Source organism: Pseudomonas sp. O230, assembly GCF_045447035.1.
Classification (GTDB): domain Bacteria; phylum Pseudomonadota; class Gammaproteobacteria; order Pseudomonadales; family Pseudomonadaceae; genus Aquipseudomonas.
In genome coordinates this window covers 128,158-152,622 of sequence record NZ_JBJGXN010000003.1, presented here as the reverse complement: position 1 = coordinate 152,622, position 24,465 = coordinate 128,158, and the positions used below count along the sequence as shown (strand labels likewise).

Here is a 24,465-nt window from a genome sequence, read left to right as displayed (position 1 = left end):
GCCTGCCTTGGTCTTGGTGGAATCGAAAGGTCCTACTTGGGAATTTCCAGCCCGCGCATCACTGCCGGCCGCGCCAGGAAGCGCTCCAGCACCCGCGTCACGTTCGGGAAATCCTTGATGCCTACCAGATCGCCCGCCTCATAGAAGCCGATCAGGTTACGCACCCACGGGAATGTCGCGATGTCGGCGATGGTGTAACGCTCGCCCATGATCCACTCACGTCCCTGCAGACGTCCATCAAGCACTTTTAACAAACGTTTACTTTCCTCGACATAGCGATCCCGAGGACGTTTGTCTTCGTAATCCTTGCCGGCAAATTTATTGAAAAAACCGAGCTGGCCAAACATTGGCCCGATCCCCCCCATCTGAAACATCAGCCACTGGATCGTCTCGTAACGCGCCGCCGACTCCTGGGCCAGCAATTGCCCGCTCTTGTCGGCGAGGTAAATCAGAATCGCCCCGGATTCGAACAACGGTAGCGGCTGGTCGCCCGGGCCGTGGGGGTCGAGGATCGCCGGGATCTTGTTGTTGGGGTTCAGCGACAGAAACTCGGGCGACAGCTGATCATTGGTGTCGAAGCCCACGCGATGCGGCTCGTAGGGCAGGCCGATCTCTTCCAGCATGATCGACACCTTGACGCCGTTGGGGGTCGGCAGTGAGTAGAGCTGAATCCACTCAGGGTATTGGGCTGGCCATTTTTGGGTGATGGGGAACGCAGACAGATCGGTCATCGCAAGGATCCACGAAGAGATTGAGAGACACGATCATAGTGTGAGTGACCGCAGGCTGCGATGTCCGGCGTATCGATATTGATGATTAGCAAGATCAATGGATTGCCGCCGTCCCCAGCGACCGCCCCGTGTACTGTGTCCATAAATCCGCAACATCCTGTCGATAACCTTTGCTCCAACCCGTTCATGGTTATCGGTAGATTGCTGCGCACGCCGCCGGAATCGAACCAAACGGGCCTCAGTGGACTCTGAGTGTTGCCCTTTCGGAAACGGACCGGATCATCGACATGGAAAACACCCGACGCTGGGAGCGCGGGGTGTAAAGGTTTGTCAGCCTTAACCGAATGCGCTGAAGAAACCCTTATTCCATGATGAACCTTATGAAACTGGTCCAACGCTTCAAGCATCGCGCGTATGTCGTGCTGCCCTCCCTGTTGGCAATCAGTGCGCTGTTCTTGTCGTTTGAAGTTCGTGAAAGCCGCGCCCAGCCGGCTGACGGCACCCAGACGCTGGTGTTCCTGCGCCACGCGGAAAAACCCGCCGGCGGCCTCGGCCAGCTCAATTGCCAGGGCCTGAACCGCGCCATCGATCTGGCCACCCTGCTCCCGGAAAAATTCGGCAAGGCCAACTACGTGTTTGCGGCCAACCCGACGCGCAATGTCGAGGAAGGCGAGCTGGATAATTCCTACAGCTACATTCGTCCCCTGATGACCATCAGCCCCAGCGCCATCAAGCTCGGTTTGCCGGTGAACATCAACTTCTCGGCCAACGACACCAGCGACCTGGCCGACGAGCTGCTCCATGACAAGTACCACAACTCGGTGATCTACACCGCGTGGTCACACGGCTACCTGCCCGAGCTGATCAACAAGGTCGCCGGCGAAGCGGTCGGCAAGAAACAGATCATCACCGATGACTGGGAGTCCAGCGACTACGACTCGCTGTATGTACTTACCCTGACCTGGCACAACGGCAAGGCCAGCCTGCAAAGCCACAGCTACAAGCAAGGCCTGGATAACGGTCGGGAAACCTGCCCGACTTGAGGGTTGATGGTTCAGATTTTTTAGCGTCTGTCAGGGCCTCATCGCGGGCAAGTCGAATCGTCGCACCGCCGCTCCCACAGTGATCGGTGGCGGAACGCAGATTTGTGTTCGACACAATCTCCCGTGGGAGCGGGCTTGCCCGCGAAGGGGCCCGCCGATACACCCTCACCCTCGCAGACTGCCCCGCTCGCACAGGTACTCAATAACCGCCCCTCGCTCCCCGGCAAACTCGATCCGTGCCCCCTTCTTCTCACGCTGAAACGCATACATCGGGTCGTAATACTCACCCAGCAACCCTTCAATCCAGCCTCGGTGCAAATCCACCGCCCCGCTGCGCGCCTGCTCCGCCAGCGCATCCTCCATCAGGATCAACATCCGCCGATGACGCTCGCCACCCAGTCGCTTCTGAACGTTGTTCAGGCTCGCCAGCAAGCGCTCGGAAAACAGCCCGAAACCTTCTTCGCTATGCACGTCGTTGAACTCGGCAGACAAGTCCACCACGTAGTCACGCAGGATGCGTTCAACGCGCCCTGCAAGGCTGTCTTCAAGCCAGACCATCGGAAAATGCTGCATGCCCTGATACAACGCCAACGGCAGCGCGCAACTGCCGATCGCACGGCTTTCGTCTTCCAGCACAAACTGCTCGATACCGCGGCTGCGCTTCTTCAGCACGGCCACGGCCAGGCGGTTTTCAAAATCGATGTTGGACGGCTGGCCCGTGGCGCGCTTGCCGAAACTGGAGCCGCGATGGTTGGCGTGGCCTTCAAGGTCCAGGCCGTTACGCAGCTGCGTGAGCACTTCGGTCTTGCCGGTCCCGGTCATGCCGCCCAGCAGGACGAAATCACATTGAGCCATCGTCTGATCGATCGTCTCCAACAGGAAACTACGCATGGCCTTGTAGCCACCGCCGACCCGCGGATAATCGATACCCGCCTCACTCTTCAGCCATTGCTGAACGATCTGCGAGCGCAAGCCACCGCGAAAACAATACAAAAGCCCCTCGGGATGAGCCCGGGCAAAATCGGCCCAGGCCTGAATTCGCGCGGCCTGGATCTCGCCAGACACCAACTGATGCCCCAACGTAATGGCCGCCTGCTGGCCCTGCTGCTTGTAGCAAGTGCCGACCCGCTGCCGCTCGCTGTCGTTCATCAGCGGCAGATTGATCACTCCGGGGAAGGAACCCTTGATGAATTCGACCGGCGCGCGGGTATCCATCATCGGCCGGTCATTGAGGAAAATGTCGCGGTAATCGGTGAAATCGCTGGACATCAAAACACCTCGACCGCGTTCGTCTGTCGCTCGACCAGTTCACCGATCGGCGCAAGGGTCAGGCCCAGTTCGGCAGCGACGCTGAGGAATTGATCGTTGCCCTCGGGCGTGACCGCCACCAGCAGACCACCACTGGTTTGCGGATCGCAGAGCACGAGTTTGTGCATTTCCTGCAGTCGCCCGAGTTTGCTGGCGTAGCTGTCGAAATTGCGCAGCGTCCCGCCCGGCACGCAACCCTGGTCGAGGTAGTACTCGACACCCGGCAGGCGCGGCACGCGGTCGTATTCGACGCGCGCCGTGAGGTTGCTGCCGTCGGCCATTTCCACCAGGTGCCCGAGCAGGCCGAAACCGGTGACATCGGTCATCGCGGTCACGCCGTCGAGCCTGCCGAAACGGCTGCCGGGTTTGTTCAGGGTGCACATCCAGTCGCGCGCCAGGCCGATGTCGGCGTGGCGCAACTTGCCCTTCTTCTCAGCAGTGGTGAGGATACCGATGCCCAGGGGCTTGGTGAGGTAGAGCAGGCAACCGGCGGTGGCCGTGTCGTTGCGCTTCATATGGCGCTTTTCCACCAGGCCGGTAACGGCCAGGCCGAAGATTGGCTCCGGCGCATCGATGGAGTGCCCGCCCGCCAACGGGATGCCGGCTTCATCGCACACCGAACGCCCACCGCGAATCACTTCCCGGGCAATCTCCGGTGCCAGCACATTCACCGGCCAGCCGAGGATCGCGATGGCCATCAGCGGATCGCCGCCCATGGCGTAGATGTCGCTGATGGCATTGGTGGCGGCGATGCGACCGAAATCGAACGGATCGTCGACGATGGGCATAAAGAAATCGGTGGTCGAGACCACGCCGCGCTCTTCATCGATGGCATACACCGCCGCGTCATCGCGCGAGGCATTGCCGACCCAGAGCCGGGGGTCAAGGTTCTGCGCCCCGCTGCCGGCCAGAATCACTTCCAGCACCTGGGGGGAAATCTTGCAGCCACAGCCTGCGCCGTGGCTGTATTGGGTCAAACGGATCGGCTCGCTCATCGGGTGCACCTTGTGAAGTCGGTGCGGACGAGTCTACAGCAAGGTCATTTTCAGGGGCTTTAACGAACGACAAAACCCTGTGGGAGCTGGCTTGCCAGCGATGAGGCGCTTGAGGCTTGCATCGCTGCCGAAGCCGCCATCGCTGGCAAGCCAGCTCCCGCAGGGGTTGAGTTACGGCAACAAAATCACCTTGTCGCCACTGCCCTGATTCACTTCCGCATAACGTTCCAGCCCTTCGGCCAATGGCGATTCGAGCAACCCTTGCGGCAACGGCAACAGGTCCTGATCGAAGAACCGGCCGAACTGATCGAGCATCGCCGCGCACGCTTGTACCCCGTACAGAAGCGAGTTGATCCCCACCACCGAACCGCCCTTGCGGTACAGCGCCAGGGCCGGCAACTGCACCAGGCCGTCCACCGGCGCGGCGATGATTGCGATGCGGCCGAACGTAGCCAACGCGGGGACGGAGGCCGGTAGCCAGAACCCGGTGGTGTCAAAAATCACGTCGGCGCCGCCGGTGTAGACCGCGTTGACCTGTGCTCCCAAGTCCTCGGGTTTATCCAGTTGCAACGTTTGATACCCCTGAGCCTGCAAGTCCTTGACCTGCTCCGGCCGCCGCGCCGCCGCCAACACCTGAGCGCCACGTACTTTGGCCAACGCCAACGCGGCACTGCCAACCGCCCCGCCGCCGATCACCAATAACCGCGTTTGTGCGTTCACCAGGCTGCGCTCCAGCGCATCCCAGGCCGTGGTGTAAGGCACGCCGAGGCTGGCGGCCTGGGCAAAACTCAGGTGCGTCGGTTTGCGCGCCACGCCGTTGGCCGGCAATTTGACGAACTGCGCATGGGAGCCGTCGGCGAAAAAGCCCAATTCACGGCCGGTGCCCCACACTTCCTGGCCGATCAACGCCTGCGGGCCTTCGACGACTACACCCGCAAAATCACGCCCGGGAATCCGCGGCAACGTGGTGTAGGGAAAACGCCCCAGCACATTCTTCACATCGCTGGGATTGAGGCCGGCGGCCTTGATTTGCACCAGCACGTCATCGACGCCGGGCACGGGGGTCGGAACCTCGACATAGCGCAGGGCCGAGAGGTCGCCGGTTTTATCGAACTGCAATGCTTTCATGGGAGTGTCCATCGAACAGGGGAAGGAGAATTCAGGAGATCCAGCCAGTGACCAGTTGCCGCCCCATGGGCCATAACTTTTCACCGGCGAGCATGCCCAAAAGGCCCACCAGCGCGATGGCCGGTGGTGCGGGGGAACGAAAATCCAGCGCGCCGTAAAGCAAACCGACGCCCAGACCGATGACCAGCGAGATGAGGTAGCTCATGACAGACTCCGTGGGCAATTGAGGTATGCCCAAAGTCTAAAGACCGGTATCAGCGAGCATCGGCCAAGTGCTTCTGAATATCGGCCAAAACACTACAGAGTCGTGCAGAACTGCGAAGGCGCAACCCCCAGTTCCCGACGGAACATGTCACTGAAGCTGCTCGGCGAATAGCCCAGCTCCCGGGCAATCGCACTGACCGGCACGCCCTGGATCAACTCCGCGACGGCGGTCGCCAGTTGCACCTGTCGCCGCCACTCGGCGAAGCCCATGCCCAGACTGTCCTTGAACAGCCGCGCCAGGGTGCGCACGCTGGCCCCGGCGTTTTCCGCGTGTTGTTCGAAGGGAACGTCCAGCGAGGGTGCGGCCATGACCGCCTGACACAGGTTCATCAGGCGCCGGTCGGAATCATCCGGCAACGGAATTTTCAGTAGAGAACGCTTGGCTCGCCTGAGCTCCAGCAACGCCAGGCCGACCAGCGCCTCGTAATACTCCGCTGCGCCTTTGTCGCCCTGCTCCACCAGCCCGACGATCAGTTCACGCAGCAAGCCGCCCACTTCGATCACCTGAACCGTGGCATCCAGCGTCGCCGCCAATGTCGGCCGCAGATAAATGTTGCGCATCTGCAGGTCCGAAACCACGCGAATGCCGTGGGGCACGCCCGGTGGCAGCCATACCGCCCGTTGCGGCGGCACCACCAGCGCCTCATGTGGCGTTTCGACCCACATCACCCCGCTCATCGCATATAACAACTGGCCCCAGGCATGCTCATGGGGCTCGATGAACAACCCGCGCGGATAGGTGCGCGCCAGCGGTTGCACGGGCACATCGGTGTCACTCAGGTCGGGGGGTGCGGCGAGGGCCATGGGCAGCAATCATTGGGGTTTTCAGAAAATGCATGGTAACCAGCCGCTCTCCTTGTCGCCACTGGCCGCAGCCGTCTGAAAATCCGACTGAATTTTCCGCCCCCCAAATGATCCTTTTAATACCACAGGGAGGAATACGGGTTTTATGAACAACGCAAAACTTTTCGTCATTGAATACACCCTTCATGGCGACCCCAGGTCTTTCATCATTCGCCTGGACAAAATGGACAATGCGGAGGCTTGGCATTGGGCGAGTTGCGACGCTGGCGTGGGCCGGATCCCGCGTTTTGGACGGGAGAAAGTGCAAAAGACCAGTAAACCGATGGCGGAAAAATTCGGCGTGGAAAACGTAACGTGGCGGCCAGCGAGTTAACGACCCTTCTTTTGTAGGAGCGAGCTTGCTCGCGATGGCCTTGAGAGTGGCGCGTACATTCAAAAAACACGCGTTATCGTTGACGCCTATCGCGAGCAAGCTCGCGCCTACAGTCAGCGCTGGGCGCACTTGCAGCCTTTGCTCGCGCATGCTTCACCGTGTTCATGGTGCTTGGCGCAGGCTTCGCAGCAGTAATGTTTGCCGTGGCGCGCAATCGGATGCTGGCCCAGCTTGCAGTTACATTTCGGGCAGTCGCAGGTACTTTCACTATCGATCATGAGTCTGACTCCTGAGGTGGTGGTCGTCGGGATCTGCCGCTTCGACCCGTCTTACCAGTGTAGGAGTTGCCACAAACGACGCATGACAACTGTAGGAGCAAGCTTGCTCGCGATGAACGATAACGCGGTATTCCTGAAACACCGCGGCGTCTGCATCGCGAGCAAGCTTGCTCCTACAGAAAATCAACAGCGGTCAGACCTGGCGGGAATTGCTGCGATACATCAACACCAACGCCAACCCGAGCAGCACCATCGCCAGAATCCGGCTGCCAGACAGCTCGATCTGCGGATTGCCCAGCCAACCGAAATTATCGATCAGCATCCCCATGCCCAACTGCCCGACGATCACCGCGACCGTCGCCACCGCCGTCCCCACCCGCGGTACCGCTCCCACCATCACCATCATGTACACCACGCCGAACAGCGCGCCGCTGAGTTGCCATTTCGGCACGTCCAGCAGGCTCATGGCCTGGGTCGGCTCGAAAAACAGGATCAGCAACCCGGTGCTCACCGCGCCAACCACGAACGTCAGCAAACTGCTGCGCAGCACACCGACCGTTTCACCCAGGCGCCCGTTAATGGCCGCCTGAACACTCAACACCGCACCGGCGGCCACGACCACCGCCAACAAAATAATCAGATTCATCATCAACCCCGCGCAATCAGAACAAGTGCCGCAACAATCAGCAGCAAGGCCAGCCAACGTTCACCGTTGACCTTTTTACGGGTGGCGCCGAACCAGCCGAAGTGGTCGATCAACACGCTTTTACCGACCTGCCCGGACAGGATCGCGATCATCGTCATCGCAATGCCGATGTACGGCGTGGCCAGGGTCAGTACCACCACGTACATCGGCCCGAGGAAACCACCGAGCAGTTGCCAGCGCGGCAAGTCGCTAAAGGCCGGACCTTTTTTCGGACCACTCAGCAACAGCAGGAAAAACAGGATTGCCGAGCCGACGCCGAAGATACTCAGCGTCGCCCACAAGTGCCCGACCTGGACGCCGAGGGGGCCGAGCAGACCGGCCTCCACGGAAAGCCCCATGCCGGCGAGGATCACCAGAGGCAACAGTAAAAGCCGCAACCCCGGTTTGGTCGCTGGTGTTGCAGCGATGTCGATTGAAGAAGATTGCATAAGGAACACCTGTGTTAATGATCAAAGCGCGGTCCCGTGCAGGAGCCGGATTGCTGGCTCCTACAGGTGATTCGCGTTGCCAGTGGAATAGGCGCGCATTATCGGCTGGCGCTGCTTTGCGATAAACGGGATCATACCGACAACACCTTTGCGTAACTCGCACAGCAGGAATCGTCATGCACGGCCTCAACGAATTGGGATTCAAGGCACTTCGGCTGTTTGTCGCCGTACTCGACCACGGCAGTTTCTCTGAAGTCGCCCGTCGCGAGGGCTTGGCGCCGTCGTCGATTTCGCGACAGATCCAATTGATGGAACAGGCGCTGAGTCAGCAATTGCTCTACCGCCACACCCGCGCCGTCTCGCCGACCGAAGCCGGACGAATGCTCGGCCACCATGCGCGGTTGGTGCTGGTGCAACTGGAGGAAGCCGAACAAGCCTTGCAGGAACAGCAAAGCGAACCCAGCGGGCTGGTGCGGATCAATGCGCCGGTGGTATTCGGCCAGCGCCACCTGACGCCGTGGCTGGGGCAACTGTGCGAGCGTTACCCGAAATTGCAGCTGGATATCCAACAGACCGACAGCTACGTCGCGCCGGTACAGGAAGGTGCCGACCTGCTGTTTCGCATCGGCCCGCTGCACGACTCGGGCATGCAGGCACGGATTCTGGCGCCGCAGCGCTTTCAGGTGGCGGCGAGCCCGACTTACTTGAAACGCCATGGCACACCGTTACATCCCGAAGACCTCGCGGCGCATCAGTGCCTGGCCTACAAAGGCGTGGCCGGCCAGCAGCGTTGGTTCTTTCGGCGTGATCAGCAGGACTGGACGCCCTACTCGGTGAAAGGCCCGATCACCGGCAACCATGCCGACACGCTCACCCAGGCCGCCGAACAGGGGCTGGGCCTGGTGATGTTTCCGTCATGGCTGATTGGTGAAGCGCTGCACAACGGCACGCTGGTGCCGGTGCTGGGGGCGTATCAGGTGTCCAACAGCCTCGAACCGCAACAGATCGCCGTGCTCTGGCCCGGGAGCCGGCGGTTGTCGGTCAAGGTGCGCACGGTGATTGATTTTTTTGTCGAATGCTTCGGCACCGTGCCGTATTGGGACAGGCCGTAGAACCTGCAACAACGCAATACCCTATGGGAGCGGGCTTGCCCGCGATGAGGTCCGCATAGCCAACATTGATATTGAATGTACCGCCGCCATCGCGGGCAAGCCCGCTCCCACAGGTTTTTTTGGGGTGTCAGATGCGGAACTGGCCGACCAGTTTGCCCAGGCGCTGACCCAGGTCAGCCAGGCTGCGGGAGGTCTGGGCGCCGAGTTGGGTTTCGTCGGCCACGTTATCCACGGCCACTGCGATCTGATGCACGCTGCGGTTGATCTCTTCGGCCACGGCGGTTTGCTCTTCGGCAGCGCTGGCGATCTGCGCGTTCATCGAGTTGATGGTGCCGATCAACTGCGCCATGGTGTCGAGCGACGCGCCGGCTTCGTTGGCCTGTGCGGACGTGCCGTCGCCGGCCTCGCTGGAACGGCGCATCGCTTCCACCGCCGACTGAGTGCCGGCCTGCAAGCGGTCGATCATGCCCTGGATTTCCTGGGTGCTGATTTGCGTGCGGCTGGCCAACGCCCGCACTTCGTCGGCCACCACCGCAAAGCCACGACCGGCCTCACCGGCACGGGCCGCTTCAATCGCAGCGTTGAGTGCCAACAGGTTGGTTTGCTCGGCAATCGAACGGATCACCCCGAGCACGCTGACAATCGAAGACACGTCTTTTTGCAGGCTATCGAGCGATACGCCGCTGCTGCGAATGTCGTCGACCAACGCATGAATCTTCACGATGCTGCCAGCCACCACACGCTTGGCCGTCTGGCCTTCTTCGTCAGTCTGCTGCGCCGCCACTGCCGCGTTTTGTGCACTTTTCGCCACTTCCTGCGCGGCCGCCGACATTTCGTTGATCGCCGTGGCCACCTGATCGGTCTCGTGACGCTGACGCTCCATCGCCTGATCCGAGCGCTGGGCCTGATCGGACACCTGATTCACCAGCCCCGTCAGTTGCGAAGTCATTTCGGTGATCTGGCGCACCAGGCCGTGGATCTTGTCGACGAACCGGTTGAACGAGCCAGCGAGTTGGCCGAGTTCATCCTGGCTGGTGATGGTCAGGCGCCGGGTCAGGTCGCCCTCGCCCGCCGCGATGTCATCGAGGTTGGCTTTCATCAGGTTCAGCGGACGCAGGATGGTGTTGGCCAGCAGCATCCCGGCGGCGGCGATCACTAACAGAACAACCACGGCGATGCCGATAATGCTCAGCAACACGCCTGCCATGCGCTCCTGGACCTTGGCTTCGACCACGGCCACCTGCGCTTCGATACCGTCGAGGTTGACCGAAGTACCAAAGGCCATGTCCCACTTCGGCAGGTATTCGGTGTAGCCGAGTTTCGGCACCAGCACCTGAGTGTTGCCAGGCAATGGCGAGCTGTACTGCAGGTAATGAGTGCCGTCCTTGGCGACTTTCACCAGGTCGCGGTTGACGTAGACACCGTTCGGATCGCGGTTGTCCTTGAAGCTCTGGCCCACGCCTTCGGGGCTGTTGGCCTTGAACAGGCGCACAGTGTTGGAGTCATAGCCGAAGAAGTAACCTTCCTTGCCGTAGCTGATGCTCGACAGCAATTTGATCACCTGGGCCCGCGCCGCGTCATCGCCAGGGGCTGCAGCGTCGTAGAGCGGTTTGATCGCGGTCATGGCCACGGCCACGTAACTTTGCAGGGTGGCCTTGGCGTCGCTGAGCAGGCGCTGGCGCGTCTCCTCGACTTCTTTGCGGGCCTGTTCCTGCAGAACGAACAACGTGGTCAGGCTGATGACCAACGCAAAGAGCAACACCGGGAGGACGGCAAGGGACAGGACTTTAGCCTTCAGGCTCATGCGCATGACGGTTCACTCTGTTGATTTTATTGGCGTGGTTAAAGGCTTTAACGGCACGCCAACGCAAAACTGTAGGCGTCCGGCTTGCCGGCGATGGCCTCTTTGAAATTGCCATCGCCGGCAAGCCGGCTCCTACAGATTGCGCGATCAAAGCTGATTCAACCGACACCTCGGACCTGTAGGCGTCCGGCTTGCCGGCGATGGCGTTTTCGCAGCCACCATCGTCGGGCAGGTTGGAATCAGAGGACCATCGCCGCCACCCAGCCAAACGCCAGCAGCGGCAGGTTGTAATGCAGGAAGGTCGGGACCACGGTGTCCCAGATGTGGTGATGCTGACCGTCGATGTTCAGGCCGGACGTCGGGCCCAGCGTCGAGTCAGAAGCAGGCGAACCGGCGTCGCCCAGCGCGCCGGCGGTGCCGACGATGCACACGATCGCGATCGGGCTGAACCCCAGCTGCACGCACAGCGGCACGAAAATCGCCGCCAGAATCGGCACGGTGGAAAACGACGAACCGATGCCCATGGTCACCAGCAGACCCACCAGCAACATCAGCAGCGCACCGACGCCTTTGCTGTGGCCAATCCACGACGCCGAAGCCTCCACCAGCGTCTGTACCTGGCCGGTGGCCTTCATCACTTCGGCAAACCCCGAGGCGGCGATCATGATGAAACCGATCATCGCCATCATCTTCATGCCTTCGGTGAACAAGTCATCGGTGTCGCGCCACTTCACAATGCCCGACACCGAGAAGATCAAAAAGCCGGCCAGGGCACCGATAATCATCGAGTCCAGCAGCAGCTGAATAATGAACGCCGCCGCGATGGCCACACCCGCAACCATCAGGCTCAGCGGGTTGTACTGCACCGCGACCTGTTCGACCTGTTCGATCTTTTCCAGGTCATAGACGCGTTTCTTGCGGTAGCTGATAAACGCTGCCGCCAGCCCCACCACCATGCCCAGCGCCGGAATGCCCATGGCATGGGTGACGTTGATGCCGCTGATATCAACACCGCTGCGGGCCACATTGGCCAGCAGGATTTCATTGAGGAAGATGTTGCCGAAGCCCACTGGCAGAAACATGTACGGCGTGATCAGGCCGAAGGTCATGACGCAGGCAATCAACCGCCGATCCAGTTGCAGCTTGGTCAGCACATACAACAGCGGCGGTACCAGCAACGGAATAAAGGCGATATGTATCGGCAGAATGTTTTGCGAGGCAATGGCCACTACCCACAGCAGGCCGATCAGCAACCATTTGACCGAACCGCCACCGTTGGCGTGCTGGCGGTCGACCATCGCCAGGGCCTTGTCCGCCAGCGCATGGGCCAGGCCGGACTTGGCAATCGCCACCGCAAACGCGCCGAGCAAGGCATACGACAAAGCCACCGTGGCCCCGCCACCGAGGCCGCTGTTGAACGCTTTCAGTGTGGCGTCGATGCCCAGGCCACCGGTCAAACCGCCCACCAGCGCGCCAATAATCAGCGCGATCACCACGTGCACGCGGGACAGGCTGAGGACCAGCATGATGCCGACCGCGGCAATTACAGCATTAATCATCGTTACCTCAAGGCAAGCGAAATGAGCCCGGCCGGCAGTCTGCACAGAGGCGCCAGCGGGATAAGGAATGGGTTTTATTAGAGGGCGCGCACTGTGCCGGACGGTCAGCGCCTTGTCAAAGCCAACGGCCAGAACGCTACGCGCACGCCCCCTGTAGGAGCTGGCTTGCCAGCGATGAGGCCCATGAATTATGCAGCGATCTCAAGCCCGTCATCGCCGGCAAGCCAGCGCCTACAGAGGTTTGCGTAAGGCTGGGATTTCGAACGTGCCTGTTATTCGTTTAACGGCATAAAGAAAGCGGATTTGCGGCCGCTATAGTGCAAAGTCTCAGATATTTATCGAATAAGGACGTCTCCATGTCGCTCAGACAACTTTCCATTCAATGGAAAATCACCCTGCTGGCCGGGCTTTGCCTGGCCGGTATCGTGACCTTGCTGGTAGGTCTTTCCCTGTATCGCATGGAGCACAGCTCCGAGCTGGTGAAAGCCTCGAGCATGGAGATGCTCAATGACGCCGCCCAGGCCCGGATCGAATCCCAGGGCGAAAACCAGGCGTTGAGTATTCGCCAGCAGTTCATGGACGCCTATCAATATGGCCACGGCTTTTCGCGTCAGGTGTTGTTCCTGCGCGACCAGGCCGAGAAGCGCTTCCTCGACGCCTTCGACCTGCGTGAAGACCTGACCCGCCAGGTCAAGTCTGCGCTGCAAGCCAACCCGGAACTGCTCGGCCTGTCGCTGGTGTTCGAACCCAATGCGCTGGACGGCAAGGACGACCTGTTCGCCGGCCAGGCTGAACTGGGCAGTAACGACAAGGGCCGTTTCGCGCTCTACTGGTCACAACCGACACCCGGCAAGGTGACGTCGATGGCGCTGCCCGAAACTGACATGGCCGATACCAGCACCGGCCCCAGCGGCGAGCCCGCCAACGCCTGGTTCACCTGCCCGCGCACCTCGCTCAAGCCCTGTGTGATCGAACCCTACTTCTATGTAATCGACGGCCAGAACGTGCTGATGACCAGCATCGTGTTCCCGCTGATGGTCAATGGCAAAGTCATCGCATCGCTGTCGGTGGACATCAACCTCAACAGCCTGCAAGCGGTCAGTCAGGGCGCGAGCAAGAAACTTTATGACGGCCAGACCAACGTCAGCATCATCAGCCCGGCCGGTTTGCTCGCCGGCTACAGCCCGGACGCCAGCAAACTCAGCCAGCGCCTGGACGCGGTGGATAAAACCAACGGCGCCGAACTGATCCGCCTGCTCGCCAACAGCAGCAAAACCACCAGCCTGCACAGCAACCGGCAATTGAAAGTGCTGTCGCCGTTCCTGCCGATCCCCGGTGGCAAGTCGTGGGGCGTGTTGCTCGACGTGCCGGAAAAAGTCCTGATCGGCCCCGCTGAAGCCCTGAAAAAACAACTCGATGAAAGCAACACCGCCGGCACCTTGGTCGAACTCGGCCTCGGTGTGCTGGCCGCATTGATCGGCCTGTTGCTGGTGTGGCTGATGGCGCGCAGCGTGACCCGACCGATCCTCGGCGTGGCGCACATGCTCGAAGACATCGCCAGTGGTGAGGGTGACCTGACCCGGCGCCTGGCTTACGACAAGAAGGATGAACTGGGCCAGTTGGCCGGCTGGTTCAACCGCTTCCTCGACAAGTTGCAACCGATCATCGCCGAAGTGAAACGCTCAGTGCAGGACGCGCGCAGCACCGCGGACCAGTCTTCTGCCATCGCCACGCAGACCAGCGCCGGGATGGAGCAGCAATACCGTCAGGTCGATCAAGTGGCGACCGCCTCCCACGAAATGAGTGCCACCGCCCAGGACGTTGCCCGCAGCGCCGCGCAAGCGGCACAAGCGGCGCGCGATGCCGATCACGCCACCCGCCGAGGCTTGACCGTGATCGACCAGACCACCACCAGCATCGACAACCTCGCCGCCGACATGAGCGCAGCGATGGTGCAGGTCGAAGGCCTGGCGGCCAACAGCGAGAAAATCGGCTCGGTACTGGAAGTGATCCGCGCCATCGCCGAACAGACCAACCTGCTGGCCCTCAACGCCGCGATCGAAGCGGCCCGAGCCGGTGAGGCCGGGCGCGGTTTTGCCGTGGTCGCCGACGAAGTGCGCAACCTCGCGCGGCGGACTCAGGAGTCTGTGGAGGAAACCCGTCTGGTGATCGAGCAGTTGCAGAACGGCACGCAGGATGTGGTGGGGTCGATGAACAACAGCCACCGTCAGGCTCAGGGCAGCGTCGAGCAAGTGGGCCAGGCCGTGACGGCGTTGCGCCAGATTGGCGACGCCGTGACGGTGATCAGCGACATGAACCTGCAGATTGCCTCGGCGGCGGAAGAGCAAAGCGCGGTGGCGGAAGAGATCAACAACAACGTGGCGACGATCCGGGACGTGACCGAATCGTTGTCGGGACAGGCGAATGAGTCGGCGCGGGTGAGCCAGTCGTTGAATAGCCTGGCGAATCAGCAGCAGAGTCTGATGGATCAGTTCCGCGTCTGATTTAACCGATTCTCGCCGATGACATGGAACCTGTAGGAGCTGGCTTGCCAGCGATGGCGATGTTGAGGACGCCATCGCCGGCAAGCCGGCTCCTGCAGTAAAGCGTTGATTTTGAGATTGGTATCAGCGTTTGGGCAATTCGATGACAACCTTCAACCCGCCCCACTCGCTCTCCTCCAGCCGCAACACCCCGCCCCATGTGTCGACAATGTCGCGCACAATCCCCAGCCCCAACCCATGCCCATCCGTCTGCTCATCCAGCCGCGTGCCCCGGCTGAACACTTGGTCGCGCTGCTCTTCGGGAATCCCCGGCCCATCATCTTCCACACTTAATTCAAACCCTGCGGCCGTCTCGACCACGCTTAAGCGAACCTCGGCATCCGCCCATTTGCAGGCGTTGTCCAGCAGGTTGCCCAGCAGTTCCAGCAAGTCTTCGCGATCCCACGGCAACTGCAAACCGGCCGGCGCGCGATAGCTCAGTTCAAGGTGTTCGCCGTGGATCATGTGCAACGTGGCGAGCAATCCTGGCAGTTGCGCATCGCAATCAAACAGCGCCCCCGGCAGGGCATCGCCGGACAGCCGCGCGCGGTTGAGTTCGCGATTGAGGCGTTGTTGAACCTGTTCCAATTGGTCTTTGAGGAGCTTGCGCAGCTCGGGATGGGCGTCGAGTTTGTCGCTGGACGCCACGCTCAACAACACCGCCAGCGGGGTTTTCAAGGCGTGCCCAAGGTTGCCCAGCGCATTGCGCGAACGCTTGAGGCTGTCTTCGGTGTGGGCGAGCAAATGGTTGATCTGCGCCACCAGCGGCTCAAGTTCCACCGGCACCTGATCATCCAGTTGCGAACGCTGGCCTTGCTGCAACTGAGCAATCTGCTCGCGAGCCTTTTCCAGTGGCCGCAAGGCGCGGCGCACGGTGATCCGCTGCAACAGCAGAATCAGCAGCAGTCCCGCCAACCCCAGGCCCAGGCCAACTTGCTGCATGCGCTTGAAACTGTCGCGCACCGGTGTGTAGTCCTGGGCGACGCTGATGGAGATCGACTGGCCGAGTCGGCGATAGTCCGAACGCAAGACCAACAACTGCTGGCCTTCCGGTCCCAGTTGCAGGTTGCTGTGCAGGCCTGGATGTTCGAGTCGCGGCAATTCCTGATCCCACAACGAACGGGAGCGCCAATGGCTGTCGGCAAAATCGATGCGGAAGTAATGCCCGGAAAACGGCCGCAGATAGGCTGGTGACAGATGTCGCTCATCCAGCTGCAAGCCCTGCGGCCCGCGCACCAGCGCCACCAGCAAGTCTTCGCTGTCATTGCGCAGTCCCGCCTCGAGGTAACGCTGCAAACCCATTTCAAACAGCCAAAGACTGGTTTGCGCCAGCACCAGGCCAACGACCACCATCACGCTGATCAGCCCCAGACTCAAGCGGCGCTGGATCGACCTCACTGCGCTTGCCCGCCGAACAGGTAACCCTGGCCGCGACGGGTTTCGATCACGCTGCGCCCGAGCTTGCGCCGCAGGTGATTGACGTGGACTTCCAGCACGTTGGAGTCGCGTTCGGTTTCACCGTCGTAGAGGTGTTCGGCGAGGTGGCTTTTGGAGAGGATCTGCTCGGGGTGCAGCATGAAGTAGCGCAGCAGGCGAAACTCCGCGGCAGTGAGCTGGATGTCGGCGCCGTCGCGAGTCACGCATTGGCGGCCTTCGTCCAGGTGCAATCCGGCCGACTGCAGCGTCGGTTGATTGACCTGGCCATGGGAACGGCGCAACAACCCCTGAATGCGCAAATGCAGCTCTTCAGGGTGGAAAGGTTTGGTCAGGTAATCGTCGGCACCGGCCTTGAGGCCTTCGATCCGTTCGGCCCAGGAACCGCGCGCGGTGAGGATCAGCACTGGCGTGGCCAGCCCGCCCGCGCGCCATTGCGCCAATACGTCGAGCCCCGGCAAACCGGGCAGACCGAGGTCAAGGATGATCAGGTCATACGGTTCGCTGCTGCCCTGATACACCGCGTCGCGACCGTCGGCCAGCCAGTCCACGGCATAGCCCTGGCGGTTGAGACCGGCCATCAGTTCGTCGGCCAGGGGCACATGGTCTTCCACCAGCAGCAATCGCATCGGTCAATCTTCCTTGTCTTTCAGTAACTGGCCAGTGGTGGCATCGAGGTCCAGTTCACGGACCACCCCTTCGGTGGTCAGCAGCTCGACTTCATAAATGTAGACGTCGTGTTTCTCTTCAAGCTCGGCTTCCAGCAGTTTGGACCCGGGATACAGGCCTAGCGCCTGCTGCAAGAGCTGTTCAAGCGGCAGGATCACGCCCTGCTGGCGCAGGCGCAGGGCTTCGTCCTGGTCGAGGTCGCGAGCCATGACGACCGAGCAAAACGCCAGGAGCACCAGCGCCATACGTGAAAATGCACACACCTTCATTACTTATCCTGATGATCCTTGAGTATTTGCCCGCTTACGGCGTCCAATTCCAGGTCCCACCCAATGCCTTGTGGGTCGCGCAGCTCCACCTGATAGATGTACTTGCCGTACTCTTCTTCCAGCTCGGTTTCGGTAACCGTCGAGCCTGGGTGTTTGGCCAATGCCGTGGCGTTGAGCTTCTCGAAAGACACAATGGTACCAGCGTCGCGCAGCCGCAGGGCTTCGTCGGGGCCCAGGTCGCGGGCATGGGCGAGGCTGGCGGTCATGGCAATGATGGAGGCGGTGAACAGGGCAGTCAGGGTTTTCATGGGGTGTCTCCGTATTTTTTATGTGTTGCGTACGGCGGCCACCTTAGCGATTCGAACTTAATTGAAACTGAATTGCCATCATTGGAATGGCTAACACCAAACCTGTAGGAGCCCGGCTTGCCGGCGATGGCGTCCTTGGAATTGTCATCGCCGGCAAGCCGGCTCCTACGGGTTCGGTGTTTGCAATACGCACAGCTGTTTATAATCCGCCCGCTTGCCAGACATCGAGACCGGTATGACCGCCATCCACATCAAATTCCCCTCCCTGACCCTCAAGGCCGGCCCGCGTGCCTTCGCGCGCATTCGTGAAAACGGTTTGAGCGCCGCCGATGTCGGTACGCTGCCCGGCGCCGCTGGCGGGCCGAAGGCATTGGGGATTCAAGGTCTGGACCTGGCGCTGTTCGGCGAATGGCTGCCCGCCGCGCCGCGTGAACGGTCGCTGATCGGCGCATCGGTCGGCTCCTGGCGCTTCGCCAGTGCGTGCCTGCCGGACGCGGCCGAAGGCATTCGCCGTCTCGGTCACCTGTACACCGAGCAGAATTTCGCCAAAGGCGTGACCATGGCGCAGATCAGCCAGAGCTCGCAACGCATGCTCGACGACCTGCTCGACGGCCGCGATGCGGCGATTTTGAGCAACGCCCATTACCGACTGAACATCATGGTGGTCAAAAGCCACGGCCTGCTCGCGGACGATCATCGCGGTCGTCTCGGGTTGGGCCTGTCGTCGATAATCGCAGACAACCTGCGCGGTCGTGCGCGGCTGTCGCGGCATTTCGAGCGGCTGATCATCCACGACCCGCGCCTGGCCCCACCGGTCAATGCGCTGAACGATTTCCCCTCGCGCTTCGTCGCGTTGAATGCCGGCAACCTGCGCCAGGCGCTGCTCGCCTCGGGCTCGATCCCGATGGTCATGGAAGGCGTGCGCGACCTGCCGGGCGCTGGCGCCGGCACGTTCCGCGACGGCGGCCTGCTCGACTATCACCTCGACTTGCCCTACAGCGGCAGCGACATCGTGCTCTATCCGCACTTCACCGACCGGGTGATTCCCGGCTGGTTCGACAAGACCCTGCCGTGGCGCCGCGCCTGTCCTGCACGGTTGCAGGACGTTTTGTTGCTGGCGCCGTCGAAGGAATACCTGGCGCGCCTGCCCTACGGCAAACTGCCGGACCGCAACGACTTCAAGCGTTTCATGGGCGATGCGCCGAGCCGGCAGAAATACTGGCGCGCGACGATGGAGGAAAGTCGCAGGCTGGGCGATGAGTTTCTCGAACTGGCCGCCAACGGTCGCCTTGGCGAACGCTTGCTGACCCTTTAGTCAGGACAAGCTGTTAAACTCGCCGCCTGCCCAAATCGCCGCGGCGATCGCCACCTGACAGAGCTGAAAACACTGTGGAAATCTTCAAAGAATTTACCTTCGAATCCGCCCACCGCCTGCCCCACGTCCCGGACGGCCACAAGTGTGGCCGCCTGCACGGTCACTCGTTCAAAGTGGCGATTCATCTGAGTGGCGACCTTGATCCGCATACCGGCTGGATTCGTGACTTCTCGGAGATCAAGGCGATCTTCAAGCCGTTGTATGAGCGCCTGGATCACAACTATTTGAATGACATTCCGGGGTTGGAGAATCCGACCAGTGAAGTGTTGGCCAAGTGGATCTGGGTTGAGTTGAAGCCCTTGTTGCCTGAGCTGAGTGCGATCCGTATTCACGAGACGTGCACCAGCGGTTGCATTTATCGCGGCGAATAAACCAGACGAACTCATTCCCTGTGGGAGCGGGCTTGCTCGCGAAAGCGGTGTATCAGTCGACATTTCTGCCGCCTGACAAACCGCTTTCGCGAGCAAGCCCGCTCCCACACGGGGGAATGCGTTTCGTCAGTGATATAAAAAACAGCCTTCATCGGCTGTTTTTTTATGCCTATGCTTTTGGGCTTGTACCCGCCAAGAGGACGTCCCCATGACTGACTGGCCGCTGGCTCAAACCTATCGCTTCAACGGGCACTCCGTCCGTTACGCCGTGCGTGGCGACGGCCCGCCATTGGTGTTTGTGCATGGCACGCCGTTCTCTTCGTATGTGTGGCACCGGATTGCGCCGCACTTCATCACGTCGCACCGGGTGCATTACTTCGACCTGCTGGGTTATGGGCTGTCCGAGAAGGTCGAGGGGGATGTGTCGCTGGGCGTGCAGAACGAACTGTTGACGCAGCTGCTGGAGCATTGGGGCCTGGACTGCCCGGATGTGGTGGCCCACGATTTCGGCGGCGCGACGGTGCTGCGCGCGCATCTGCTGAACGGCAAGGACTACCGCAGCCTGACGCTGATCGACCCCGTCGCGTTGACGCCGTGGGGTTCGCCGTTCGTGCAGCATGTGCGGCAGCATGAAGCGGCGTTCGGCGGCGTGCCTGATTACATTCAACGGGCGATTGTGCCGGCCTATGTGCGCGGGGCAATCAAGCGCGACATACCCGATGATGAGCTCGCGCCGTATGTGCAACCGTGGCTGGGCGATCCGGGGCAAGCAGCGTTTTACCGGCAGATCGCGCAAATGGATCAGCGCTATACCCGTCAGGTCGAGGGGCTATACCCGACGATTCGCTGCCCGGTGCAGATTCTGTGGGGCGAGGATGATCAGTGGATTCCCATCGAGCGTGGCCGCGCGCTGCAGCAGATGATTCCGGGGGCGCAGTTTCACCCGATCCCCAATGCCGGGCATCTGGTCCAGGAAGATGCACCCGAAGCCATCATTGCCGCACTGCTGCGCTTTTTGCCCCAATCCCCCTGAAAAAACACGATTTCTTGTAAGAGCAGGCTTGCTGCGGGCTCCTAAAAAGTACCGAGCTCCTTCAGTAGGTTCCGATCAATGGCGGGTTTTTCTTTCGCTGCCGTGGTCAATATTCACGTCCGGCCGATGCTCGATTGCCACTGCCGCGCTAACGTATGTGATAGACGGGCGTATTCGACACGCAAAGCGCCAACGCACCCTTACAAGATTTCTAAAAAGGATTCGCCTGATGCACATCATCAACGCCCGCCTGCGCAACCAAGAAGGCCTGCATGAGTTGCACCTGGAAAACGGCCTGATCAGCAACATTGCCCGTCAGACCGAAGCGCCGACCCTGGGCCCCGATGATCTGGACGCCGGCGGCAACCTGGTGGTGCCGCCCTTCGTCGAACCGCACATCCACCTCGACGCCACGCTGACTGCCGGCGAGCCGCGCTGGAACATGAGCGGCACGCTGTTCGAAGGCATCGAATGCTGGGGCGAGCGCAAGGTGACGATCACCGAGGAAGACACCAAGACCCGCGCCAGGAAAACCATCCAGACCCTCGCCGCCCACGGCATCCAGCATGTGCGCACCCACGTCGATGTCACCGACCCGCAGCTGACGGCGCTGAAGGCGATGCTCGAAGTGCGCGAGGAAAGCCGGCACCTGATCGACCTGCAAATCGTCGCTTTCCCCCAGGAAGGCATCGAGTCGTACCGCAACGGTCGCGAGCTGATGGAAGAAGCGATCCGCATGGGCGCGGACGTGGTCGGCGGGATTCCGCATTTCGAATACACCCGCGATCAGGGCGTGAGTTCAGTGAAGTTCCTGATGGACCTGGCCGAACGCACCGGTTGCCTGGTGGACGTGCATTGCGATGAAACCGACGACCCGCACTCGCGATTTCTCGAAGTGCTCGCCGAAGAAGCCCGCAGCCGCGACATGGGTTCGCGGGTCACGGCCAGCCACACCACGGCCATGGGCTCTTACGACAACGCGTACTGCGCCAAACTGTTTCGCCTGCTCGGGCATTCGGGGATCAGTTTTGTCTCATGCCCCACCGAAAGCATCCACCTGCAAGGGCGCTTCGACAACTTCCCGAAACGTCGCGGCGTCACCCGAGTGAATGAATTGCTCGAAGCGGGGATGAACGTGTGCTTCGGCCAGGATTCGATCGTCGACCCGTGGTATCCGCTGGGTAACGGCAACATCCTGCGGGTGCTCGAAGCGGGTCTGCACATCTGTCACATGCTCGGGTATCGCAACCTGCAAAGTGCGCTGGACCTGGTCACCGACAACAGCGCCAAGGCGATGAACCTTGGGGATCGGTATGGACTTGAGCCCGGGCGGCCGGCGAATCTGCTGATTCTTTCGGCGGACAGCGATTACGAGGTCATTCGCAGTCAGGGCTTGCCGCTGTATTCGGTGCGCGATGGGAAGGTGTTGATGCGGCGGCAGATGCCGGTCGTGGAATTTTTTGGCGATCAGTGCTGAAGGTTGCGTTGACAGGGCAGACGCCATCGCGAGCAAGCTTGTGCCCACAGGGTTTCATGTCGTACACAAATCTTTTGCACGCCACACAAACCTGTGGGAGCGGGCTTGCCCGCGATAGCAATTGTGCTATCAACCCATCAACCGCGCCGTACCAAACAGGTTGACCCGACTTAATTCACCCTGCTCCTCTTCCAACAAAATCGGCGCCGTACCACCGGGCATCACCACCCTCACCTCGCCTGCCGCCACCCAACCCACCCGCCACGCCGCGCACGCTACCGCACTCGCACTGGTGCCGGACGACGCCGTCGGGCCTTCCCCGCGCTCGAACACCCGAGCAGCGATCCGCCCTTCAGATTCACGCATCGCCCATTGCAGATTGACCCCCGCCGGACAGGGTCGACCCGCGCCGGTCGGCATGGCGTAGGCAATGCGCGTCAATCCTTCGGACAATCGCGCTTCGCGCATCTGTTCATTGGCCGGCAATGCCACGGCATCCTCCACAAGCGTCACGCAGTGCGGATTGCCAACCCGCACGAACTGACTGTGGGACCAGGCCGGATCAAGCGCCGCCAGCGGTGCTACGTGGCTGAGCTCGCGACCGTTGAACGCCACTTCGGCAACCCCATGAGCGCTGACCGCCCCCGGCCCGAACGATGGTTGGCCCAGATCCAGCCAGAAGCCCTGCACACCCTCGACCTGCGCGCGGTTCACCGATGTTTCACCGGGCGAAGGCGCATCAGCCTTGTCGTGATGAACCCTGAGCACACACGCCGCGCTGTGCGGAAAAAGCCCTTGGTCGCTGAGCGCCTGGGAGAAAATCGTCAGGCCGTTGCCACTGCGCTCGGCCAATGTGCCGTCGGTGTTGACGATCAACAGATCGAACGGCGGCGACGCTTGAAACGGGCCGACCAGCAGACCATCGCAGCGATGGTCCTTGCTGCCGGGCGGTTGCGTGCCCGGCGTCCAGGCACAGAACGCCTCGATGGCCGACAAAGCCCAAGCCTCGCGGGTTTGCGCCGCAAAACTCGCCTGCTCAGGCAAATCGATCCCTTCGCGACGCACGGCGTCAGGTGCAACCACCGCGTAAATATTGCCTCGAGCATCGTAGAACGACGTCATGGCGCCTCCCGTATAACCATCGCAGGCGTGCAACATATCGCGAAACCGCGACGGGCTGTGCAAGGATGTCACCCTGCCTGACCGCGAAACCGTCCGGACGCTGATCGAACCTCATGGGTGAGTCACTGTCCCTTGGGGGCGCGTCGTTTTTTGCCAAGGATAGATATGACCAACCTCACCACGCCAACCCCTTTCGTGCCCGGACGCCTGGAACAGATGTCCACGCGCATTGCCTTCTTCATCGCCGGTTTCGGGATTGCCGCGTGGGCGCCGCTGGTGCCTTACGCCAAGGCCCGGGCCGGGCTGGATGAAGGCACCCTCGGTTTGCTGTTGTTGTGCCTGGGGGTGGGCTCGATTCTGGCGATGCCGATGGCGGGACTGCTGGCCACGCGTTTCGGCTGTCGGCGTGTGCTGACGGGCGGCACGTTGTTGATCTGTCTGGCGTTGCCGCTACTGGCGACGGTGTCCTCGATCCCGGCGCTGATTGCGGCCTTGTTCATGTTCGGCGCCGGTCTCGGCACGGTGGACTCGACGGTGAACCTGCAAGCGGTGATCGTCGAGCGGGCCAGCGGCAAGACCATGATGTCGGGGTTCCACGGGCTGTTCAGCCTCGGCGGGATTGTCGGGGCGGCGGGTGTCAGTGCCCTGCTCGGCTTCGGGGTTTCGCCGTTGGGGGCGATGCTGGTGGTGATCGTCCTGCTGCTGATCGCACTGTGCAAAGCCGCGCCGCACCTGTTGCCTTACGGCAGCGAAAGTTCCGGACCGGCGTTTGCCGTGCCCCACGGCATCGTGCTGTTCATCGGCGGGATGTGCTTCATCGTGTTCCTCGCCGAGGGCGCAGCGCTGGACTGGAGCGCGGTGTTCCTGGCGCAGGAACGCGGAATCGACATGGCGTACGCAGGGTTGGGTTATGCGGCGTTTGCGCTGACCATGACGGTCGGGCGGTTGACCGGCGACAAAATCGTCCGGCGCCTGGGCGCGACACGGGTGATCGTAGTCGGTGGGCTGACGGCCGCTGCGGGCCTGTTTCTGGCGACGTTCGCCCCGAGCTGGGAGATGGCGCTGGTGGGTTACGCGCTGCTGGGCGCAGGTTGTTCGAACATTGTGCCGGTGCTGTATACCGCGGTGGGCAAGCAGACGGTCATGCCGGAAAGCATTGCCGTGCCGGCGATTACCACGCTGGGTTATGCGGGGATTCTGGCGGGGCCGGCGGTGATCGGGTTCATCGCCCACGGCAGCAGTTTGAGCTTTGCCTTTGGGTTGATGGCGGTGTTGCTGGTGGCTGTGGCCATTGGCGGGAAAGTGTTGAAGGTCTGAAAAGCATCGCCGGC

24 protein-coding genes and 3 pseudogenes are annotated in these 24,465 nt (G+C 61.3%); 10 read left to right on the top strand and 17 right to left on the bottom strand.

From position 1 onward, the window contains the following. Positions 1 to 32: 32 nt before the first annotated feature. Positions 33 to 731 (bottom strand): glutathione binding-like protein, encoded by a 699-nt coding sequence (locus ACI77H_RS07050; protein WP_407011175.1) that lies wholly within the window; start codon positions 729 to 731, stop codon positions 33 to 35. A gap of 368 nt (positions 732 to 1,099) precedes the next feature. On the opposite strand from ACI77H_RS07050, the gene ACI77H_RS07045 reads away from it, so the two are divergent. Beyond that, positions 1,100 to 1,774, top strand: a complete 675-nt coding sequence (locus ACI77H_RS07045) for a histidine phosphatase family protein (protein ID WP_407011174.1) — start codon at positions 1,100 to 1,102, stop codon at positions 1,772 to 1,774. Positions 1,775 to 1,939: 165 nt separating this feature from the next. Here ACI77H_RS07045 and mnmH read toward each other — a convergent pair whose 3' ends face one another. The 5 genes from mnmH to ACI77H_RS07020 all read right to left on the bottom strand — a co-directional run bounded on the left by mnmH (position 1,940) and on the right by ACI77H_RS07020 (position 6,273). Continuing rightward, entirely contained in the window at positions 1,940 to 3,043 is a 1,104-nt protein-coding gene (gene mnmH / locus ACI77H_RS07040; RefSeq protein ID WP_407011173.1) for a tRNA 2-selenouridine(34) synthase MnmH, read from the bottom strand. Further along, positions 3,043 to 4,077 carry a selenide, water dikinase SelD gene (selD, locus tag ACI77H_RS07035; protein WP_407011172.1) on the bottom strand — a complete coding sequence of 345 codons (1,035 nt, stop codon included), beginning with the start codon at positions 4,075 to 4,077 and terminating at the stop codon, positions 3,043 to 3,045. The genes mnmH and selD overlap by 1 nt, the downstream gene beginning before the upstream one ends. 171 nt (positions 4,078 to 4,248) lie before the next feature. Continuing rightward, the gene (locus ACI77H_RS07030; RefSeq protein ID WP_407011170.1) at positions 4,249 to 5,205 is read right to left on the bottom strand and encodes a zinc-binding alcohol dehydrogenase family protein; all 957 of its coding nucleotides are present in this window, start codon (positions 5,203 to 5,205) and stop codon (positions 4,249 to 4,251) included. Positions 5,206 to 5,236: 31 nt separating this feature from the next. Continuing rightward, entirely contained in the window at positions 5,237 to 5,410 is a 174-nt protein-coding gene (locus tag ACI77H_RS07025) for a DUF1427 family protein (RefSeq protein WP_008035179.1), read from the bottom strand. A 92-nt stretch (positions 5,411 to 5,502) separates the two neighbouring features. Next, positions 5,503 to 6,273 (bottom strand): AraC family transcriptional regulator, encoded by a 771-nt coding sequence (locus tag ACI77H_RS07020; RefSeq protein ID WP_407011169.1) that lies wholly within the window; start codon positions 6,271 to 6,273, stop codon positions 5,503 to 5,505. Between the two features lie 145 nt (positions 6,274 to 6,418). Between ACI77H_RS07020 and ACI77H_RS07015 the strand changes: the two genes are divergently transcribed. Further along, positions 6,419 to 6,646 carry a DUF6555 family protein gene (locus ACI77H_RS07015; RefSeq protein ID WP_407011168.1) on the top strand — a complete coding sequence of 76 codons (228 nt, stop codon included), beginning with the start codon at positions 6,419 to 6,421 and terminating at the stop codon, positions 6,644 to 6,646. Between the two features lie 113 nt (positions 6,647 to 6,759). On the opposite strand, the gene ACI77H_RS07010 is transcribed toward ACI77H_RS07015, so the two are convergent. The 3 genes from ACI77H_RS07010 to ACI77H_RS07000 form a co-directional block, all read right to left on the bottom strand. Further along, positions 6,760 to 6,924: a metallothionein gene (locus ACI77H_RS07010; protein ID WP_407011167.1), complete on the bottom strand. Its 165-nt coding sequence runs from the start codon at positions 6,922 to 6,924 to the stop codon at positions 6,760 to 6,762. A gap of 193 nt (positions 6,925 to 7,117) precedes the next feature. Beyond that, complete coding sequence (locus tag ACI77H_RS07005) at positions 7,118 to 7,573, bottom strand: DMT family transporter (RefSeq protein ID WP_407011165.1); 456 nt, start codon at positions 7,571 to 7,573, stop codon at positions 7,118 to 7,120. Further along, entirely contained in the window at positions 7,573 to 8,058 is a 486-nt protein-coding gene (locus ACI77H_RS07000; protein ID WP_407011164.1) for a DMT family transporter, read from the bottom strand. Before ACI77H_RS07000 ends, ACI77H_RS07005 begins: the two co-directional genes overlap by 1 nt. Before the next feature lie 176 nt (positions 8,059 to 8,234). Between ACI77H_RS07000 and ACI77H_RS06995 the strand changes: the two genes are divergently transcribed. Continuing rightward, positions 8,235 to 9,170: a LysR family transcriptional regulator gene (locus tag ACI77H_RS06995; RefSeq protein ID WP_407011162.1), complete on the top strand. Its 936-nt coding sequence runs from the start codon at positions 8,235 to 8,237 to the stop codon at positions 9,168 to 9,170. Between the two features lie 127 nt (positions 9,171 to 9,297). On the opposite strand, the pseudogene ACI77H_RS06990 reads toward ACI77H_RS06995, so the two are convergent. From ACI77H_RS06990 to ACI77H_RS06980, 3 genes and pseudogenes are all read right to left on the bottom strand, one after another. After that, positions 9,298 to 9,888 (bottom strand): annotated as a pseudogene (locus ACI77H_RS06990) (methyl-accepting chemotaxis protein); the annotation flags it as partial. Positions 9,889 to 10,203: 315 nt separating this feature from the next. Further along, positions 10,204 to 10,974 (bottom strand): annotated as a pseudogene (locus ACI77H_RS06985) (cache domain-containing protein); the annotation flags it as partial. 239 nt (positions 10,975 to 11,213) lie between these two features. Beyond that, complete coding sequence (locus ACI77H_RS06980) at positions 11,214 to 12,530, bottom strand: Na+/H+ antiporter family protein (protein WP_407011553.1); 1,317 nt, start codon at positions 12,528 to 12,530, stop codon at positions 11,214 to 11,216. A gap of 359 nt (positions 12,531 to 12,889) precedes the next feature. Here ACI77H_RS06980 and ACI77H_RS06975 point away from each other — a divergent pair. Both ACI77H_RS06975 and ACI77H_RS06970 read left to right on the top strand, forming a co-directional pair. Further along, positions 12,890 to 14,179: pseudogene (locus tag ACI77H_RS06975) on the top strand (HAMP domain-containing protein); the annotation flags it as partial. Positions 14,180 to 14,281: 102 nt separating this feature from the next. After that, positions 14,282 to 15,037, top strand: coding sequence for a methyl-accepting chemotaxis protein (locus tag ACI77H_RS06970; RefSeq protein ID WP_407011552.1), 756 nt, complete (start codon positions 14,282 to 14,284; stop codon positions 15,035 to 15,037). A gap of 123 nt (positions 15,038 to 15,160) precedes the next feature. Here the strand turns inward: ACI77H_RS06970 and ACI77H_RS06965 are convergent, their stop codons facing one another. From ACI77H_RS06965 to ACI77H_RS06950, 4 genes are read right to left on the bottom strand one after another with little or no spacing between them, the layout of a single operon-like run. Next, positions 15,161 to 16,474: a sensor histidine kinase gene (locus ACI77H_RS06965; protein WP_407011160.1), complete on the bottom strand. Its 1,314-nt coding sequence runs from the start codon at positions 16,472 to 16,474 to the stop codon at positions 15,161 to 15,163. After that, positions 16,471 to 17,139 (bottom strand): response regulator transcription factor, encoded by a 669-nt coding sequence (locus ACI77H_RS06960; protein ID WP_407011159.1) that lies wholly within the window; start codon positions 17,137 to 17,139, stop codon positions 16,471 to 16,473. Before ACI77H_RS06960 ends, ACI77H_RS06965 begins: the two co-directional genes overlap by 4 nt. A gap of 3 nt (positions 17,140 to 17,142) precedes the next feature. Next, positions 17,143 to 17,448, bottom strand: a complete 306-nt coding sequence (locus ACI77H_RS06955; protein WP_407011157.1) for a PepSY domain-containing protein — start codon at positions 17,446 to 17,448, stop codon at positions 17,143 to 17,145. Beyond that, positions 17,448 to 17,756 carry a PepSY domain-containing protein gene (locus ACI77H_RS06950; protein ID WP_407011155.1) on the bottom strand — a complete coding sequence of 103 codons (309 nt, stop codon included), beginning with the start codon at positions 17,754 to 17,756 and terminating at the stop codon, positions 17,448 to 17,450. The genes ACI77H_RS06955 and ACI77H_RS06950 overlap by 1 nt, the downstream gene beginning before the upstream one ends. 235 nt (positions 17,757 to 17,991) lie before the next feature. Between ACI77H_RS06950 and ACI77H_RS06945 the strand changes: the two genes are divergently transcribed. From ACI77H_RS06945 to codA, 4 genes are all read left to right on the top strand, one after another. After that, positions 17,992 to 19,071 (top strand): patatin-like phospholipase family protein, encoded by a 1,080-nt coding sequence (locus ACI77H_RS06945; RefSeq protein ID WP_407011154.1) that lies wholly within the window; start codon positions 17,992 to 17,994, stop codon positions 19,069 to 19,071. 74 nt (positions 19,072 to 19,145) lie between these two features. Continuing rightward, the gene (gene queD / locus ACI77H_RS06940; RefSeq protein WP_065884039.1) at positions 19,146 to 19,502 is read left to right on the top strand and encodes a 6-carboxytetrahydropterin synthase QueD; all 357 of its coding nucleotides are present in this window, start codon (positions 19,146 to 19,148) and stop codon (positions 19,500 to 19,502) included. Positions 19,503 to 19,710: 208 nt separating this feature from the next. Beyond that, positions 19,711 to 20,535 (top strand): alpha/beta fold hydrolase, encoded by an 825-nt coding sequence (locus tag ACI77H_RS06935; RefSeq protein WP_407011153.1) that lies wholly within the window; start codon positions 19,711 to 19,713, stop codon positions 20,533 to 20,535. A gap of 229 nt (positions 20,536 to 20,764) precedes the next feature. Next, the gene (gene codA, locus ACI77H_RS06930; RefSeq protein WP_407011152.1) at positions 20,765 to 22,012 is read left to right on the top strand and encodes a cytosine deaminase; all 1,248 of its coding nucleotides are present in this window, start codon (positions 20,765 to 20,767) and stop codon (positions 22,010 to 22,012) included. A gap of 129 nt (positions 22,013 to 22,141) precedes the next feature. Here codA and ACI77H_RS06925 read toward each other — a convergent pair whose 3' ends face one another. Further along, positions 22,142 to 23,134 carry a diaminopimelate epimerase gene (locus ACI77H_RS06925; protein ID WP_407011151.1) on the bottom strand — a complete coding sequence of 331 codons (993 nt, stop codon included), beginning with the start codon at positions 23,132 to 23,134 and terminating at the stop codon, positions 22,142 to 22,144. 165 nt (positions 23,135 to 23,299) lie between these two features. On the opposite strand from ACI77H_RS06925, the gene ACI77H_RS06920 reads away from it, so the two are divergent. Further along, positions 23,300 to 24,451: an MFS transporter gene (locus ACI77H_RS06920; protein ID WP_407011150.1), complete on the top strand. Its 1,152-nt coding sequence runs from the start codon at positions 23,300 to 23,302 to the stop codon at positions 24,449 to 24,451. Positions 24,452 to 24,465: the final 14 nt, after the last annotated feature.